15 protein-coding genes are annotated in these 17136 nt (G+C 34.5%); 12 read left to right on the top strand and 3 right to left on the bottom strand.

The window, feature by feature from the left end; all coding sequences use genetic code 11:
* Positions 1–61: 61 nt before the first annotated feature.
* From ACTWP4_RS12215 to ACTWP4_RS12185, 7 genes are all read left to right on the top strand, one after another.
* Entirely contained in the window at positions 62–1846 is a 1785-nt protein-coding gene (locus ACTWP4_RS12215; RefSeq protein ID WP_443129050.1) for a cache domain-containing sensor histidine kinase, read from the top strand.
* The gene (locus tag ACTWP4_RS12210) at positions 1821–3368 is read left to right on the top strand and encodes a response regulator transcription factor (RefSeq protein ID WP_443129049.1); all 1548 of its coding nucleotides are present in this window, start codon (positions 1821–1823) and stop codon (positions 3366–3368) included. The genes ACTWP4_RS12215 and ACTWP4_RS12210 overlap by 26 nt, the downstream gene beginning before the upstream one ends.
* Positions 3369–3642: 274 nt before the next feature.
* Positions 3643–4971 (top strand): ABC transporter substrate-binding protein, encoded by a 1329-nt coding sequence (locus ACTWP4_RS12205; RefSeq protein WP_443129048.1) that lies wholly within the window; start codon positions 3643–3645, stop codon positions 4969–4971.
* 85 nt (positions 4972–5056) lie between these two features.
* On the top strand, positions 5057–5953 hold the full coding sequence (locus tag ACTWP4_RS12200) for a carbohydrate ABC transporter permease (protein WP_443129047.1): 897 nt from the start codon (positions 5057–5059) through the stop codon (positions 5951–5953).
* Between the two features lie 3 nt (positions 5954–5956).
* Positions 5957–6796 (top strand): carbohydrate ABC transporter permease, encoded by an 840-nt coding sequence (locus ACTWP4_RS12195; RefSeq protein ID WP_443129046.1) that lies wholly within the window; start codon positions 5957–5959, stop codon positions 6794–6796.
* Positions 6797–6862: 66 nt separating this feature from the next.
* Positions 6863–7495, top strand: coding sequence for a YesL family protein (locus tag ACTWP4_RS12190; protein WP_443129045.1), 633 nt, complete (start codon positions 6863–6865; stop codon positions 7493–7495).
* A gap of 248 nt (positions 7496–7743) precedes the next feature.
* Positions 7744–8985 (top strand): C40 family peptidase, encoded by a 1242-nt coding sequence (locus ACTWP4_RS12185; RefSeq protein ID WP_443129044.1) that lies wholly within the window; start codon positions 7744–7746, stop codon positions 8983–8985.
* Positions 8986–9571: 586 nt separating this feature from the next.
* Here the strand turns inward: ACTWP4_RS12185 and ACTWP4_RS12180 are convergent.
* The 3 genes from ACTWP4_RS12180 to ACTWP4_RS12170 form a co-directional block, all read right to left on the bottom strand.
* Complete coding sequence (locus tag ACTWP4_RS12180; RefSeq protein WP_443129043.1) at positions 9572–10000, bottom strand: BrxA/BrxB family bacilliredoxin; 429 nt, start codon at positions 9998–10000, stop codon at positions 9572–9574.
* A 76-nt stretch (positions 10001–10076) separates the two neighbouring features.
* Complete coding sequence (pabB, locus tag ACTWP4_RS12175; RefSeq protein ID WP_443129042.1) at positions 10077–11795, bottom strand: aminodeoxychorismate synthase component I; 1719 nt, start codon at positions 11793–11795, stop codon at positions 10077–10079.
* Positions 11788–12375 carry an anthranilate synthase component II gene (locus tag ACTWP4_RS12170; protein ID WP_443129041.1) on the bottom strand — a complete coding sequence of 196 codons (588 nt, stop codon included), beginning with the start codon at positions 12373–12375 and terminating at the stop codon, positions 11788–11790. The genes pabB and ACTWP4_RS12170 overlap by 8 nt, the downstream gene beginning before the upstream one ends.
* Before the next feature lie 204 nt (positions 12376–12579).
* Here ACTWP4_RS12170 and ACTWP4_RS12165 point away from each other — a divergent pair, with 204 nt between their 5' ends.
* The 5 genes from ACTWP4_RS12165 (at position 12580) to ACTWP4_RS12145 (ending at position 17126) form a co-directional block, all read left to right on the top strand.
* Positions 12580–13533 carry an ABC transporter permease gene (locus ACTWP4_RS12165; protein WP_443129040.1) on the top strand — a complete coding sequence of 318 codons (954 nt, stop codon included), beginning with the start codon at positions 12580–12582 and terminating at the stop codon, positions 13531–13533.
* The gene (locus ACTWP4_RS12160; RefSeq protein ID WP_443129039.1) at positions 13523–14470 is read left to right on the top strand and encodes an iron chelate uptake ABC transporter family permease subunit; all 948 of its coding nucleotides are present in this window, start codon (positions 13523–13525) and stop codon (positions 14468–14470) included. The genes ACTWP4_RS12165 and ACTWP4_RS12160 overlap by 11 nt, the downstream gene beginning before the upstream one ends.
* Positions 14464–15222, top strand: coding sequence for an iron ABC transporter ATP-binding protein (locus ACTWP4_RS12155; RefSeq protein WP_443129038.1), 759 nt, complete (start codon positions 14464–14466; stop codon positions 15220–15222). The genes ACTWP4_RS12160 and ACTWP4_RS12155 overlap by 7 nt, the downstream gene beginning before the upstream one ends.
* Positions 15223–15345: 123 nt before the next feature.
* Positions 15346–16338, top strand: coding sequence for a siderophore ABC transporter substrate-binding protein (locus ACTWP4_RS12150; protein ID WP_443129037.1), 993 nt, complete (start codon positions 15346–15348; stop codon positions 16336–16338).
* Positions 16339–16658: 320 nt separating this feature from the next.
* A complete protein-coding gene (locus ACTWP4_RS12145; protein WP_443129036.1) occupies positions 16659–17126 on the top strand; it encodes a chemotaxis protein CheX in 468 nt (155 codons plus the stop codon).
* Positions 17127–17136: the final 10 nt, after the last annotated feature.

The raw sequence follows: 17136 nt of genomic DNA, 5'->3' as shown, positions 1-17136 counted from the left end.
TGACGTAATACTAACAACCAAATTATAATACTTGTAAGCGTTAGCAGGAAGGGTGGGTGTTATGGTATTAAAAAAGATACGGTTAAAATATTTGAATTTACGCCTTAAGTATAAAATGGTTTTTCTCACATCTTTAGTGCTTCTTGCTTTTAGTATTGGTGGTTTGTCGATCTTACAATACGCGTTCAACATATATAATAAAGAAATTTATCGACAATCTGCTCAAGCTTTACAAGTTTCAACTAATTCGGTAGAGGCAGAATTAAAAAAAATGGAACGCCTTTCCTATCAAATAACCACCGATACATATGTCCAATCCTATTTATTAGAATTGAAAAATACTGAATCAAGCTACGATCAATTTATGATAGGAAACGAACTTCGAAAAAGATTATTACATATCGGGGCATTAAATAAGTATGTTCAATCTATTCAAGTGTATGACACAAATGACAAAGAATACGCTAGTGGTAATTTTATGATGAATTTATCAGAAGAGAGGTTAAGTACGGTAAAGGATGCTGCACGCGAAGAAGAAGGTGGTGTTAACTGGGTATCCCCATCTGAAAATGATGAAACAGTTATGGCAGTTCGAGATATTCGTGAATATTTGGATTTTTCTTTTGAAAGATTAGGAACTGTAGGAATAAGAGTGGATATTAATGAAATTATGGAAGAACTGACAAGTAATCTTGAAGAACAAGAGACAAACTTTCTCATTTTTGATCAAAATGAACAGCAAGTATTCGCCGATGAAAATGAGTTGGATGAGATTAAGCCATCTGATTTTATGGACAACCACAAAGGCTATCAAATTATAAAACATAAAGGAGAAAGGTATTTCTTAACTTATTCAGAAGCGAATCACTTAGATTGGACTTATATGATCTTAACACCCTATAGTAATTTGTTCACCGTGATTACGAAAGCGCGTACGGCTGTTTTTTTAACATATTTTGCATTGTTTTTACTAATGATTTTCTTAGGAACTAAGTTTACCGGTACGATTGTTAATCCGATTGAAAGTTTGAATAAAAAAATGAAAAAAGTTCAGACAGGTGACCTTGATTATTATGATGTCGGAATGGAAACAGAGCTAACCAAAGATGAAGCAGGGCAAATGCATGAGAATTTCAAGAAAATGATGAATCAAATTAATTATTTAATTGGAGAAAATTATAAAAAACAACTATTAATTAAAGAATCAGAATTTAAAACATTGCAGGCACAAGTAAATCCACATTTTCTTTACAATACACTTGAATCAATCAATTGGTCTGCCAAAATAATTGGAGAAAAGAAAATTTCGCAAATGGCTGAGTCGCTCGGTTATGTTTTACGAGCATCCATTAATATGAAAGATGCGTTGATTCCACTCGAAGAAGAACTTACGATAGTAGATCACTATATTACGATTCAAAGTTACCGTTTTGATGAAAGGCTACAGTTTACCAAAGATATACCGAAGCAATACTTACAAGTTCCGGTGCCCAAATTTATTATTCAACCATTAGTAGAAAACGCAATTCGCTACGGTCTTCAGGAAATGATAGGTGTATGTAAAATTCATCTTTCCATTCAAGAAAACGAAGATGGGTTGTTTATTTTCGTAGAGGATAATGGACCGGGCATCCAAAAGTCTTACCTAGATCAAATTGAATCAGGCGACTACCAGCCAAAGGGTACGGGGATAGGACTACGAAATATTAGTGAACGTATCAAAATACTTTTCGGAGAGGAATTTGGACTTATAGTTGACAGCGAAATTGGAAGTGGTACGAAGGTTTCCATCATTTTGCCGAAGGGGGATAATGAATCTTATGTACAAAGTGTTATTAGTAGATGATGAGCGTATGATCCTAGATGGTATTTCGGTCATTGTTGATTGGAATCAACATGATACAGAGTTAATAGGGAAAGCAATGAATGGCCTGGAAGCGTATGATTTTATATCGAAACAGCAACCTGACATCGTTATTACGGATATAACGATGCCGGGTTTAGATGGTATTGAACTAGTGAAAAAGGCGAAAGAAGATTATCCATTTATAAAATGGATTTTTCTCTCCGGTTTTAACGAATTTGAATATGCGAGACAAGCAATGCGGTATGGAGTAAAGCATTACTTGTTAAAACCATGTAATGAAGGCAAAATTTCAGAGGCATTACTTGATGTTGTCAAAGAAAAGCGAGAAGAAGAAGAAGCTTTAGAATATATGAAGGCAATGGAAGAAGAAGTATCAAAAAATACGGTTCATGATAATGAAGAAGTTTTAAAGCAGTTTTTTATTTACGATCAAATAACTGAAAATAGTCGATCTAAAATGAAAAATATGGTGGAAGAAATCTATTCTTCAGAACCATTCTTTTTTTGGATGCTTTTCATGGAAGGAAAAATAGCATACGATCAAATCAACGGTCTGTTAGAAACGATCAATCAAACATTGCTAAATGAACAAGTTATCACCACTTTAATAGAAAATAAAGTAATCGTGATGATGCGCTATTCTATGGCAAATCAAGAAAAAATTTATCATTTTATGCAAACAGAAATGGAACAAACTCAAACTACATTTATTACGACTTCCGTATTATCCAAAAGTTTTGCGAAAGAACAAATAGAAAAAATCCCCACATTGGAAGAAATGGTGCAGCAAGTATTTTATCAACCAAGATATAGTCTCATTACATATCAAGATTGGTTTCACTTTAATGAAAAGTTAAAGTCAGATATTGAAATTGATCTTGATACTATTTTGTATTATGTCAAACAACGTCAGAAGCAGAAAGCTCTTGCCTATGTGTTAGGTTTTATGGAAAAATTGAAAGAAGATAAAGTTGCCCCAAAGATTACAAGAGGATATTTTATTCAAATTTATTTATTATTAATGAGTAAGATGTCACATCATTCGACAGAAGATCGGGTTCAAGTAATCGGTCGAATGGAGGATTACCAGCATATCACTGATTTTGTTACTTTTTTCGAGAATCTGTTCGAAAGAATGATTATGCAAGATGAAACACCACAAAAATATTCAAAAGTGGTACGACAAATGTTAACGTGCATTGAAGAAGAGATTGAGAATCCTGAATTATCACTTCAATGGCTAGCCAATAATTGTCTTTATATGAATGCTGATTATTTAGGAAAAACCTTCAAAAAAGAAATTGGCCAACGTTTTTCATCTTATGTAACAAATGCACGAATTAATAAAGCAGTGGAAATTATAGAAGCTGAACAGGATATTAAAGTATTTGAGTTAGCAGAGAGATTAGGGTTTGGTAATAACCCACAATATTTCAGCCAAATTTTTAAAAGAATGAAAGGTTTTACGCCATCTGAAATAATTAAGTCAAATGAAGGGTGAAGATAACGTTTATCACGGTGCTAACGGTCGTAAGCCCCCTACTTAAAGCTTCAAGTAACACAAGGATAAGTTAGGGAAAACAGACGCTATCACCCTGATAAGTTTTGCTAATGATCAGTGGGGGGGCAAACCCCCCCACTGATCATAGTCTTTCTTTACAAATACCTCTTCTTTTTAAACATTTACCACTGATTTTTCTATCATACTTACATGTCGATATCTGCTATTATATAACTGTAATCGCTTACAGCGAATAGAAAGGGGAGGGAAAGAAATGAAAAAATCTTTGTTGGTACTGTTAGGAATAATGATGATCCTTTGGTTAGCAGCATGTGGAGGCGAGGATAGCTCTGAAGAATCAGGCAGTGATTCAACAGAAGAAACAACAGAAGACACTGGTTCTGATGATTCAGAAGCAAGTGGAGATGATATAACATTAAGAATAGCATGGTGGGGTTCTCAACCACGTCATGATTACACATTAGAAGTTATTGAAATGTACGAAGAACAAAATCCTGGTGTAACAATTGAACCTGAATATGCTAGCTGGGATGACTACTGGCAAAAGTTAGCGCCACAAGCAGCTGCAAATGAATTACCAGATATTATTGCAATGGACTTATCTTATTTATCACAATATGCGGAAAATAATCAATTAGCTGATCTAACACCTTATATTGGAAATCAAATTGATGTTACAAATATTTCAGAAGATATTGTAAATGGTGGTACTGTTGGTGATGGTATCTATGGTTTTAACCTTGGCGTAAATGCAGTTGGTTTCCACTATAATCCAGAATTACTAGCAGAAGTAGGGGTTGACGAAATTCCTGAGAATTGGACGTGGGATGATTATAAGGAAATTTCACAAAAAGCTGCAGATGCAGGAATATACTTTGATACAGGTTTCCAAGCTGACGTATTCTTTAATTACTACTTACGTCAACATGGTCAACGCTTGTATGCTGAAGATGGAAGCGGTTTAGGTTATGAGGATGATCAATTGTTTGTCGATTTCTTCTCAATGGTACAAGAGCAAGTGGAAAAGAAAGCAGCACCAACTCCAGATTTTATGGCTCAATTAGCGGGTCCTGAGGACGACCCTACAGTAAAAGGGGAAGGTATTGGTATTTTCCAATGGTCAAACCAATTTGTAGGTTTAGAGGATATGTCAGAGCATGAATTTGATATTGCTCCAATGCCCGGCCCAAATGTGTCAGACGGTTTATTCTTAAAGCCTAGTATGTTCTTCTCCGTTTCAGAAAACTCTGAAGCAAAAGAAGCAGCAGCTGAATTTATCAGTTTCTTTGTAAATGATGTAGAAGCAAATAAATTAATCTTAGGTGACCGTGGTGTACCAGTATCTACGGTAGTCAAAGAAGAATTAAAAGGTGAAGTTTCCGCTTCTCAAGCAGAAGTATTTGAGTACATTTCTTGGGTAGAGGAAAATAGTACGGAAATGGGAGCTCCAGACCCTGCTGGTGCTGGTGAAATTATTTCAGCATTAGACAGTCTTGCAGAACAATTATCATACGGTGAAATTTCAGCAGAGGATGCAGCAGCACACTTCAGAAGTCAAGCAGAAGGTATTCTTGGAAATTAATGAACATTAAACTTGCTGATAGCTGATCGCTTTGTGATCAGCTATCATTTTTCAACAACCTATAATGAGAAGGGAGCTTAATCAAATGCAAACACATATGAAGCAAAACCTATGGGGATACCTCTTTATCGGACCTTTTATTATTGGCTTTTTAGCCTTTACAATAATTCCTATAATTGCTTCCTTTTATTTTTCATTCACAACTTACGATTTATTTAATTCTCCAAAGTGGGTTGGTTTAGACAATTTCAAAAAAATGTTTACATCTGATCCAAGGTATCTGCACTCCTTGAAAATTACCTTTATATATGTATTTGTAGGAGTACCTTTACGACTTGGATTCGCATTAGTTGTAGCGATGCTCTTAAACACTGCATCCAGGGCGGTTGGATTATACCGTACATTATATTACTTACCATCTTTAATTGGAGGTAGTGTTGCAGTAGCGATAATGTGGAGAAACATTTTTGGTGATGATGGTATTGTGAACATTGCTCTAATGACTATAGGTATTGATCCGGTCAGATGGTTTGGAAACCCGACAGCAGCACTATGGATGCTTATCTTCCTTTCAGTCTGGCAGTTTGGTTCATCGATGTTAATTTTCTTAGCTGGTTTAAAATCGATACCTCAGAGCTACTATGAAGCAGCAAGTGTTGATGGTGCCAGTTTTTTTCAGAAATTCTTTACGATTACAATTCCGATGTTAAGTCCCGTCATATTATTTAATGCAATAATGCAAACGATCGCAGCATTTATGACTTTCGTACCTGCATTTATTATTTCAAAAGGTACGGGTGGACCTTTAGATGGTACATTGCTTTATTCTTTATACTTGTTCATGCAAGGTTTTGAATTCTTCCATATGGGATATGCATCCGCAATGGCTTGGGTTATGTTAATTATTATTGCGATTTTAACATCCTTAATTTTTCTATCATCCAAATATTGGGTCCACTATGAATCAGAAGGAGGCAGATAACCGATGAAACCTAAGCATATTAAAAAGTTAATTTATCATGTAATTGTCGGTGGCTTCGCTGTTTTACTATTGTATCCAGTATTTTGGTTAACAATGAGTTCCTTTAAATTAAGTGAAAAAATATTTATCACAGCTGATCAACTCATACCAGATCCATTTGTATTTTCTAACTATGCCCAAGGGTGGCAAGGATTCGGTGACTATGGTTTTGGTACGTTTATTACCAATACAGCTATATTTGTTGTCCTGGTTTTAATCGGCCATTTAATTTCCTGTTCTTTAATTGCGTTTGGATTTGCAAGACTTAAATTTAAAGGAAGAAACTTTTGGTTTGCGATTATGATTATGACATTAATGCTTCCTTACGAAGTAGTAATGATTCCTCAATATATCATTTTCGCACAATTAGACTGGTTAAACTCTCTAAAACCATTAGTGGTACCAGCATATTTTGGTCATCCGTTCTTTATCTTTTTACTTGTTCAATTCATTAGAACAATACCAAGGGAGTTGGATGAGGCAGCGATTATTGATGGCTGTAATACGTTTGGTGTTTATTCCCGAATTATTTTACCTTTAATCGTTCCGGCACTTGCGACAACAGCAATATTTACATTCTACTGGACATGGGATAACTTACTTGGCCCAGTATTATATTTGAATAGTCCTTCTAAATATACTGTTTCAATGGCATTGAATATGTTCTTAAGTAATGAAACAGTATCTAATTGGGGTGCTATGTTCGCGATGTCAGTTGTATCCTTAATTCCAGTATTTATTATCTTCTTCATTTTCCAACGTTATGTTGTAGAAGGAATTAGTACTAGTGGTTTGAAAGGTTAATAAACAGAGGTTATAGTTGGAGAATAATTTACAATTATCTCTACTAAGTTTAAGGGGGATGTTAGTATGAACGCATTAAATAAAGCATTTGAATGGATAACGAAAGTAGCATATTTGAACCTTTTATGGATTGGGTTTACGTTAGGTGGACTCATTTTAGTAGGTTTATTTCCATCGACTGCTGCAACCTTTACAATCGTAAAAAAATGGGTTTCAGGAAATACTGATATTCCTCTGTTTAAAACTTTTTGGAAAGCCTTCCGTGAATCAATAGTACAATCGAATATTCTTGGGTATATAACAGGCGCGGTAGGCTATATATTATACTTAGATTTCCTATTTATCACAGTAGTTGAAAGTGATTATGTGATGTTGCTTACTATTCCATTTTTATTTATTTCGATACTTTTCATATTAACTTCTTTTTATCTATTCCCTGTTTATGTTCACTATGATATGAAAGTATTGCAAGTAATTAAAAGTGCTTTTTTTATTATGATATTAAATCCGTTACCGACACTAATTATGGTATTGAGCATGTTTGGTATTACATATGGGCTATGGTATTTCCAAGGATTGGCTTTGTTCTTTAGCATGAGTTTAATTGCTATCGCAGTAACGATGCCCGCACATAAAGCTTTCTCAAAAATACAAGAAAAGAAAGCATATCTTAACAAACAGAAATTAATGGAAGAATAACAAGAGCTCTTGGCAAGGGCTCTTTTTTATGTTAAGTTATTAAATGTTGTTCGACATAAGGTGACATAAGTTCTGATAGTTTTGAAATATATTTGTAACATTCACATAACATTGGTGAAATCTTACTATGTTACAATGGCTTTGGTTCGAAAGATAGGATGAAAAGACTACATGAAAACCCTTTCGTTTAAAGGGGCCTACATAGAGAGAATATATAAATAAATTTTGTTGGAAAGTAGGGGAATCGAGTGCGAGAAATAAGAGGAATAGTGAAGGAATCTGCTGTCGTATTAACGATCATGTCAAGTTTGTTTTTTGTTCAGACCGTTAACGCTGAAACAAAAGAAGAAATTCAAGCACAACGATCCGAAGTACAATCTAATATTGACGAAAAAGAACAAGAAATCCAGGAAATTAAAGAAGAATTAATAGGATTAAATGAACAAATTTTAAGGTTCGATGAAGCAATCGAAGATAACGAGCAAAAGATAAAGGAAACGGAAAGTGAAATAACGAGTGTTGAAACAGAAGTAAGTGATCTGGAAGCGAAAATCGAAGAAATCCAACAAAAAATTGATCGAAGAAATGAAATTCTTAAGGAAAGAATTTCTTCATTACAGGAAAATGGTGGTTCATCTAGTTATCTAGAAGTATTATTTGGTGCTACTAATTTCGTAGATTTTGTTGATAGAGTGGCATTAGTACATAAGATTACACAAGCTGACAAAAATTTACTAGAGTCTCAAGAAAAAGATAAGTTACAAGTGGAAAAGAATAAAGTAAAGTTAGACAAAAAGTTAAAAGAATTAGAAGATATGAAAGCAGAATATGAAGAAATGCAAAAACAAATTATTGCACAAAAAGAGCAAAATGAAGAGTTAAAAGAGGAATTAAAAGAAAAAGAAGAAAAAAATAGTGATATTTTGGATGATTTAAAAATCGAAGATGAAATTTTAGCAAATAAAGAACAAGCAATTAAAGAAGCAGAAGCGCAACAACGTGCTAATGGATCATCATCAAATAGTAATTCAAATGGTTCAAGTGATAATGCTATTGAACAGTATTCTAGCAATTCTTCCAATGCTGCTCCAATAAGTGGTAGTACAGTAGACATAGTAACCACGGTTGGTAGAAAGTATATTGGCAACTCTGTTTATGTTTTTGGTGGTGGTAGAACAGCATATGATATTGCTACAGGACGTTTTGATTGTTCAGGTTTTGTAAGTTGGGCATTCAGACAGGCTGGAATTAACTTACCTGCAAGTACCTCACTGTTAGATTCAGTAGGAACTAAAGTATCACCTAGCAATATGCAACCAGGGGACCTTGTATTCTTTAATACGTACAAAACTAACGGCCATGTTGGTATCTACATAGGCAATAACAAATTTATTGGTTCTCAAAGCTCAACAGGTGTAGCAATCGCTGACATGAGCGGTGGTTACTGGAAATCAAAATTCTCAGGACACGTACGTCGCGTAGGTTCATAACAACTAATGAAAAGCCCGTTTCAACAAACTAGTTGAAACGGGCTTTTCTATATATCACGAAGCTTAAACCCCCACATCAAGCTAAGCGGGAGATAACGGACGCTAACACCCTGATCATAGTCTCACTTTCTTTATACTATGCTTTTCGAAAGTTCAAAAAGCTAACTGTCATAAACGTTGTAGAAAAAGCATATGGAAAATTAACCATGTGAGTGATCAAATGCGTTATTAATGCACTTTTACGGTGATAATAACCCAAGTTGCTAGGTCTGACAATTGTTGTAGCGCATGCATGAAGCGAAGGCGCCCACTTCAACTCCTGTGGGCCTCGTTTGCCCTGAAGATCCACTTTTTTGAGCGGTTTTTGCTCGAAAAAGTTAGCTGAAGGGCAAACCCCACGGAAAGGGGAGTGGGCAGCCGGAGTGGTGGTCATTCTGTTGTTATATTTCAAAATGGCTACTAATAGCAATCGCCATAGACCTACTTAGCATATAGTTATAAGACTGAGTGGGTTTTTCGCAGTTCTCTTATCAAATCACTTTTGTCTCAGCTTCCTTATTAGATATCTTTTCTTGAAAAATAAAAATTAGCAGAATTCAGAATAAGCATTGGTCAGCTGAGTGATAATGTCTTCTACTTCATGTCCCTCAATTTGTTCGCGAGGAATAAAGTGTTTTAATTCTCCGCCTTTTACAATTGCCATTGAAGGAGAAGAAGGTTCTACACCTTTAAAATATTCACGCATTTTCGCTGTTGCTTCACGATCCTGTCCGGCAAACACTGTAGCTAGCTTGGCCGGTTTCTTCTCCCCGTTTAACGATTGAACAGCTGCAGGGCGTGCCAACCCAGCTGCACATCCACAAACTGAGTTTACTACAATAAGTGCAGTCTCCTCATTTGTAGACATAAATTGATCTACTTGCTCAGGTGTTACTAATTCTTCAAAACCAGCATTGGTTAACTCATCTCGCATGGATTGTGTAATTTCTCTCATATATTCTTCATATGCATTCATGGTTATACCTCCTAATTAATCTCTACTCAGATTTTAACAAAAAGTGAGTGGTACTAGCGACTTATTTGTTTGAGCATCATCCGTTTAACTGTACACTAACCCATCCCCGAACACTGTTAATAAACCATATCTGATCGTATTTTGGTAACTCTGATAAACGTATACTTTTCTCTATTACAATGTTCTCTTCAATTAATTGTTCTCGAAAAGTACCCGGAAGTAAGCCATCTGAAACAGGTGGTGTAAAAAATTGACCGTTTTTTTCTACCACAACATTACCAATAGTGAACTCCGTTATATGTTCTTCTTCATTCCATAAAAGCGAAGATAGGACATGAGAAGGTTTATTTTGATCTAATTTCTGGTACAACTCCCTGTTCGTTGTTTTATGGTATAAATAAATATTTCTTTTATCAATTGGTTCAGATGCTAACACTGTTTGAATAGGTTCATCTAATTGAATGATAGGCTGATGTTCTAATTCTATACTGCCTGATGGATGATAGACAAGCCGAACTTTATAACAACCGTTCTGATACTGGTTTGCTAATATCGCTAACTTTTCTTTTACTTCATTCTCGTGAAAAGGGTAACCAAAATATTGTGTCGACTGGTATAGTCTTCGTAGATGGTGAGTCATTAATGGATAATCTCCGTTGTCTAATTTTATTGATTCCAATAATGAGATAACATTTCTTTTTTGATGTAAAACTTCTGTTTTTTGGTTTAACTCGTGATATTCAGTTTCACTTGTTGAATCCCACGTAATACCTCCACCGGTACCGTAAATGGCGTGATTTTCATTAATATAAACGGTGCGAATTGGAACATTAAAAATAGCTTCTCGTTTTGGGGAAATCCAGCCAATGGCACCGCAATATACTTCTCTTGGAGTATCCTCTAACTCTGCAATATATTTCATTGTCTCTACTTTTGGTGCACCTGTAATCGAACCACAGGGAAATAATGCTTGAAACCAATCAAATACCTTCTTTTTTTCCAAATTTGCTTCGACGGTAGATGTCATTTGGTGAACAGTTGGATATGTTTCAATATCAAACAAGCTTTTTACTCTGACGGAACCAGGTTTAGCAATTCGCCCGATATCATTCCGTAATAGATCAACAATCATGACGTTTTCTGCTTGATCTTTTTCCGAATGTTTTAACTTTTGTTTGAATTGAAGATCTTCTTCATAAGTTCGCCCACGTTGTATTGTACCTTTCATTGGTTTTGTGACGATTTTTCCATCTTTCACTTGGAAAAATAATTCTGGAGATGCGGATAATATTTGATGGAAACCAGTATCAAGGTAGGCACTATAGGATGCTTCCTGATTATTTACTAATTGTTGAAAAAACGAATATGGATTACCTCTAAAATGTGATTTAAGTCTTGTCGTGTAATTAACTTGATACGTGTTTCCTTGTTCTATTGCCTTCTTTATTTTTTTTATATTTTTTTGATAATCTAGATAACTTGTAGAATGTTTCCACTCTGATAACCGAAAATCGTTGTCTTCTATATTATCTGTATTTTCAGTTGGTTTCTCAAATGCAGCCAACCAAACTAATGGTAACTCGTTATTTTTGTGAACATGAAAACTGGGATCAAATGCTGGTGCGGCTTCATATGAGACAAAGCCTGCAATGTAATAGCCGCTGTTGAGAAATTGTTCCAACTCTTCAAATATACTAGCTATTTCACTAATTTGATACGTATTCCATACTTTAATCGGGTTGATAAATTGCTGGATAGTATTCAGAAAATTAAATTGTAAAAATATTTTATTCATTATAATCCACTCCATCAATCGCCTGCTTATAACTGTTTTTGATCATATCAAAACCATACTCAGTAAGGATTGCTTCTGGATGAAACTGTATTCCTTCCACTTTAAAATGGTTATGCTTTATCCCCATAATTTCTTCATTACAAGTTACTGCAGTTGAAAACAATTCATTATCCGGAAGTTTTTGGGTGATTAGAGAATGATACCTAGCTACAGAAATATTATTTGGTAAAGATTCGAAGACACCTTTACCGCAATGCTTAATTTTCGAAACTTTCCCATGCATTGGGACTGCCGCTTTCGAAACTTGTCCACCAAAATAATGTACAATAATTTGCATGCCTAAACATACTCCTAAGATAGGGGTCGATGCATGAAAATACTCTAATATTGATATGCATTCTTTTTGATCTTCTGGTGATCCCGGACCAGGAGATAATACAATCAAATCAGGGCGAAGTGTTTTGATTTTCTCCATCGTAATCTTATCATTTCGAAAAACTAGTACATCTTCCGTTATTTGCCGGTAATATTGTGCAAGATTATATGTAAATGAATCATAATTATCGATAATAATAACCATTATTTTTCTCCTTTTCTTCAATAGCATAACATACGTAATTATAGCGCACATTTACATATTCCTCTAATTTCTATCTAATCACAAATCCATTTTCCTTAATTTTCAAAAAACTATTGACAGTTTTTAGTATTGTGATAATATTATAATAGTCTAATTGATAATGAATATCATTATTAAAAAGTGAACAGGAAGGCTAAGGAATTTATGAAGAAGCGATATTTACTTGTATTATTACTTATTTTATCTGTGATTTCTCTATTTATTGGGGTAATTGAATTAAATCCCAAAGACTTACTCCAATTAACAGAGGATCAAAAAGAAATATTAGTTATAAGCAGGTTTCCACGTGTAATAAGTATTATCATTGCGGGAATGAGCATGAGTATTTGCGGATTAATCATGCAACAATTAAGTCGAAACAAATTTGTTTCTCCAACAACAGCGGGTACGATGGATTCTGCGCGATTTGGTATTTTAGTAGCTTTAATGATTTTTCCTACAGCAGGCCCAATTGAGAAAATGGTAGTTGCATTTACTTTTGCGCTCTTAGGAACCTTTGTCTTTATGAAAATACTTGGTAAAGTTAAATTTAAAGATCCCATTTTCATTCCGTTAGTTGGCTTAATGTTTGGGAATATAGTTAGTTCCATCACCACATTTTTTGCTTATAAAAATGACCTCATTCAAAATATGTCTTCCTGGTTGCAAGGAAATTTTGCTCTTATCCTGCAAGGACGATATGAAATGTTGTACATAAGTTTGCCTTTAGTGATTTTTGCTTATATTTATGCAAATAAATTTACGATAGCAGGCATGGGTGAGGACTTTTCCAAGAATTTGGGGATGAATCATAAACGCGTAGTGAATGTGGGACTGGTAATCGTAGCTATTATAACGTCAGTCGTTATATTGACAGTGGGAATGATTCCGTTCTTAGGTTTAATTATTCCGAATATCGTTTCTATATATCGAGGAGACCATTTAAAAAACAGCTTGCCACATACAGCATTACTAGGAGCTGTATTTGTATTAGCTTGTGACATATTAGGAAGAATTATTATATTCCCGTATGAAATTGCCATTGGTGTAACAGTTGGCGTTATCGGTAGTGGGATCTTCCTTTACTTAATAATGAGGAGATCGGCATATGCGTCTTAAGTCAAAATTAACGGTATTAATTATATTGAGTCTTATCCTAGTTGCTATTTATTTGTTTGCAGGTATTCCTGGTAATTGGGAATACATATTGCCAAGAAGATTCAGCAGAGTTTTAGCAATCATTGTCACAGGATCTGTTATAGCAATCGCCACAGTAGTATTTCAGACAATCACGAATAATCGGATTTTAACTCCGAGTGTAATTGGTTTAGATTCGTTATATGTATTACTGCAAACCTTATTAATATTTGTCTTTGGTTCTACAAGTGTCTTTGCGGTAAATCCGAACTTGAACTTTATGTTATCTGTCGGAGCGATGGTTGTATTTGCCTTTTTACTTTATAATATGCTGTTTAAAAAACAGAAAAATGTTTACTTTTTATTATTAGTAGGGATTGTTTTTGGTACTTTTTTCGGAAGTTTATCCTCTTTTATGCAAGTATTAATAGATCCAAATGAATTTATGATTGTACAAAATCGAATGTTTGCAAGTTTTAACAACGTAAATACCGATATACTTTGGTTTGCAATCATTCTCATCATTATTACTATTATTTATTTTTGGAAGTACATAAAGTTTTTAGATGTGATGTCATTAGGGAAAGAACATGCGATCAACTTGGGTATTGACTATGATCACGTTGTAAAACGGTTATTAATTGTGATAGCAATCTGGATTTCTGTTGCAACCGCATTAGTTGGTCCCATTCTGTTCTTAGGGTTGTTAGTCGCAAACCTCACCTATGAGTTTATGAAAACTTATCGCCATAGTTATCTGTTGATTGCCTCAGCACTGGTAAGTGTTGTTGCTTTAGTAGGTGGACAATTAGTAGTAGATCGTATTTTTTCTTTTGAAACAACATTAAGTGTAATTATTAATTTCATTGGTGGAGCTTATTTCTTATATCTGATTTTAAAGGAGAATAAAGCATGGTAGAAGTACAGGATATTACAAAAAAGTATGGTAATACCGCAGTTGTCGATCAGGTTTCTGTTTCGGTTCCAAAAGGGAAAATTACATCTTTTATCGGTCCGAATGGTGCAGGTAAAAGTACATTGCTATCGATCGTCAGCCGCTTAATAACAAAGGATTCCGGCGAAGTCCGAATTGATGATCAGGAAATTTCATCCGTCAAAAGCAATACATTAGCAAAAAAAATAGCGATTTTAAAGCAATCCAATCACTTAAATGTAAGATTAACCGTGAAGGAACTAGTTAGCTTTGGTCGTTTTCCTTACTCTCAAGGAAGATTGACAAAAGAAGATCGTAAATTTATCAACGATGCGATTGATTATATGGAGCTTAACGATATGCAAGATAAATTCCTCGATCAATTAAGTGGAGGGCAAAAACAACGTGCCTTTATTGCGATGGTTATTGCCCAGGATACAGATTATATTCTATTAGATGAACCACTTAATAACTTAGATATGAAGCATTCTGTGCAAATTATGAAAGTGTTAAGAAGACTAGTAAATGAGTTAGGTAAAACGGTTGTCATTGTTATACATGATGTCAACTTCGCATCTGTTTATTCAGACTATATCGTAGCATTAAAACATGGCAAAATTGTTCATCAAGGTCCCAAAAATGACATGATTGATAAGAATGTCCTGCGAGATGTCTATGATATGGATATCCAGATTCAAGATATTGATCAATGTAAGATTTGCTTATATTTTAATTAATTTGTTATTTACATGAACACTTTACACCATGAAAATACATGTTGATAGGGCCCATTAACATGTAACTGCTAGAGAGAGTGATTCATAATAAGATATTTTAAAAAATTTAAGGGGTGTACAATCATGAAGAAATTGTTTTTTTTAATAACTTTCATAGCGTTACTGTTTGTTGTATCAGCATGCGGTGCAGAGAGTGAAAGTGGTGCGCAAGCAAATGAGGCAGAAGGTCAATCAGGTGAAGAGACAGAAGGTACAGAAGAGTCAGAGGAAGAGCAGCCTGCAGAAGTAGTTGTAGAACATGAATTAGACACAACAACAGTACCGGTTAATCCTGAAAAAGTAGTGGTGTTTGACTATGGTACATTAGAAACTTTAGATGAATTAGGTGTAGAAGTTGCAGGTGTACCTCAAGGAAATCTCCCACCTCATTTAGAAAAGTATGAAGGTGAAGAGTATACAAATGTTGGTTCATTGAAGGAACCTGATTTTGAAGCATTAGCTGTTCTTGATCCAGACCTAATCATCATTTCTGGTCGCCAATCTGCAGTATATGAGGATTTAAAAGAGCTAGCACCAACCATTTATATGGGAGTAGATACAGCTAACTATCTAGAGTCATTCCAAGCGAATGTGAAAACGCTAGGCGAAATTTTTGCTAAAGAAGATTTAGCAGCAGAGAAATTGGATGAAGTATTGGCAGTAGTTGACGAAGTAAAAGCTTCAACAGAATCATCCGATGGTAAAGGTTTAATTATTTTAACTAATGACGGCGGTGTAAGTGCATATGGTGCTGGTTCGCGATTTGGTTTTATTCATGATGAATTAGGTGTTGTTCAAGCAGATGAGAATATTGAAGTAGCGACACATGGTCAAAATGTAAGCTTTGAGTATATCGCAGAAACCAATCCAGATTACTTATTTGTAGTAGATCGAAACACCATTGTTGGTGGAGAAGCCTCTGCACAGAAAACATTAGATAATGAGCTTGTTCAAGAAACAAAAGCAGCACAGAATGATAAAATCATATACTTAGATCCATACTTCTGGTATGTTTCCGGTGGTGGTTTAGTTTCTGTTAAAGAAATGGCAACTGAAGTTAAAGAAGCCATTCAGTAAGGAGAAAAAAAGAAGTGTTATATTAGGCATTTTCACCCGTTTCCTCCGATATAGGGAAACGGGTTTTTGTATTTAATACTTTTGTAATGATAACTTATATCAATAACCTTGATGTTTATTACAATGGTCCATTATTTTTTCTAAAAATAGGTAAAATTACTTATTTAAATAGGTCTTTTATATGATATAATGAATATTAAAAATCATTGTTTTCCCTTTGAAATGGTTGATGCTGTTGTATATTGTCTTATCATTAGGTATTATGGATTGTAAGGAATAATAATTATATATTACTAGATAAGATTAAGGGGAAATGATTTATGGCATCATCAACAGAGGTAAATGTAAATGAAATCATCAAAGAATTATATAATGGCTCTGTTCAAACTATTAAAAATGTTGTGCCTGTTGAACATCAGTTTGAATCACCAAAACTGACAACTGATCCATTGAAAGTAAAATATGGCGTATTGATTGGGTATAGTGGAACATTTAAAGGAGATCTATTAATTCAAGCTGATCACAATGTATTTAGTTCAATTGGGGAAGCTTTGTATGGGATGCAATTGTCAGATGAAATGTTAGATTCTTTTTCAGGTGAATTAGGAAATATGTTGGCAGGAGGACTTTCTACTCATTTAGCAAATGCGGGTATTGAAACGGATATTACACATCCAACTGTTATTAGTGGTAGCGCAAATTTAACTGGTTTTAAGAGAGTACTTGAGGTAGATATACACTATCCAAGCATTGGTGATATGAAAATGTCACTTTTATTAAATCAATAAGGGCTGGTGA

This window comes from Gracilibacillus sp. D59 (assembly GCF_052246695.1).
Taxonomy (GTDB): domain Bacteria; phylum Bacillota; class Bacilli; order Bacillales; family Amphibacillaceae; genus Gracilibacillus.
Note: the sequence above shows the minus strand (reverse complement) of the source record. Positions and strands in the feature narration are given on the sequence as shown.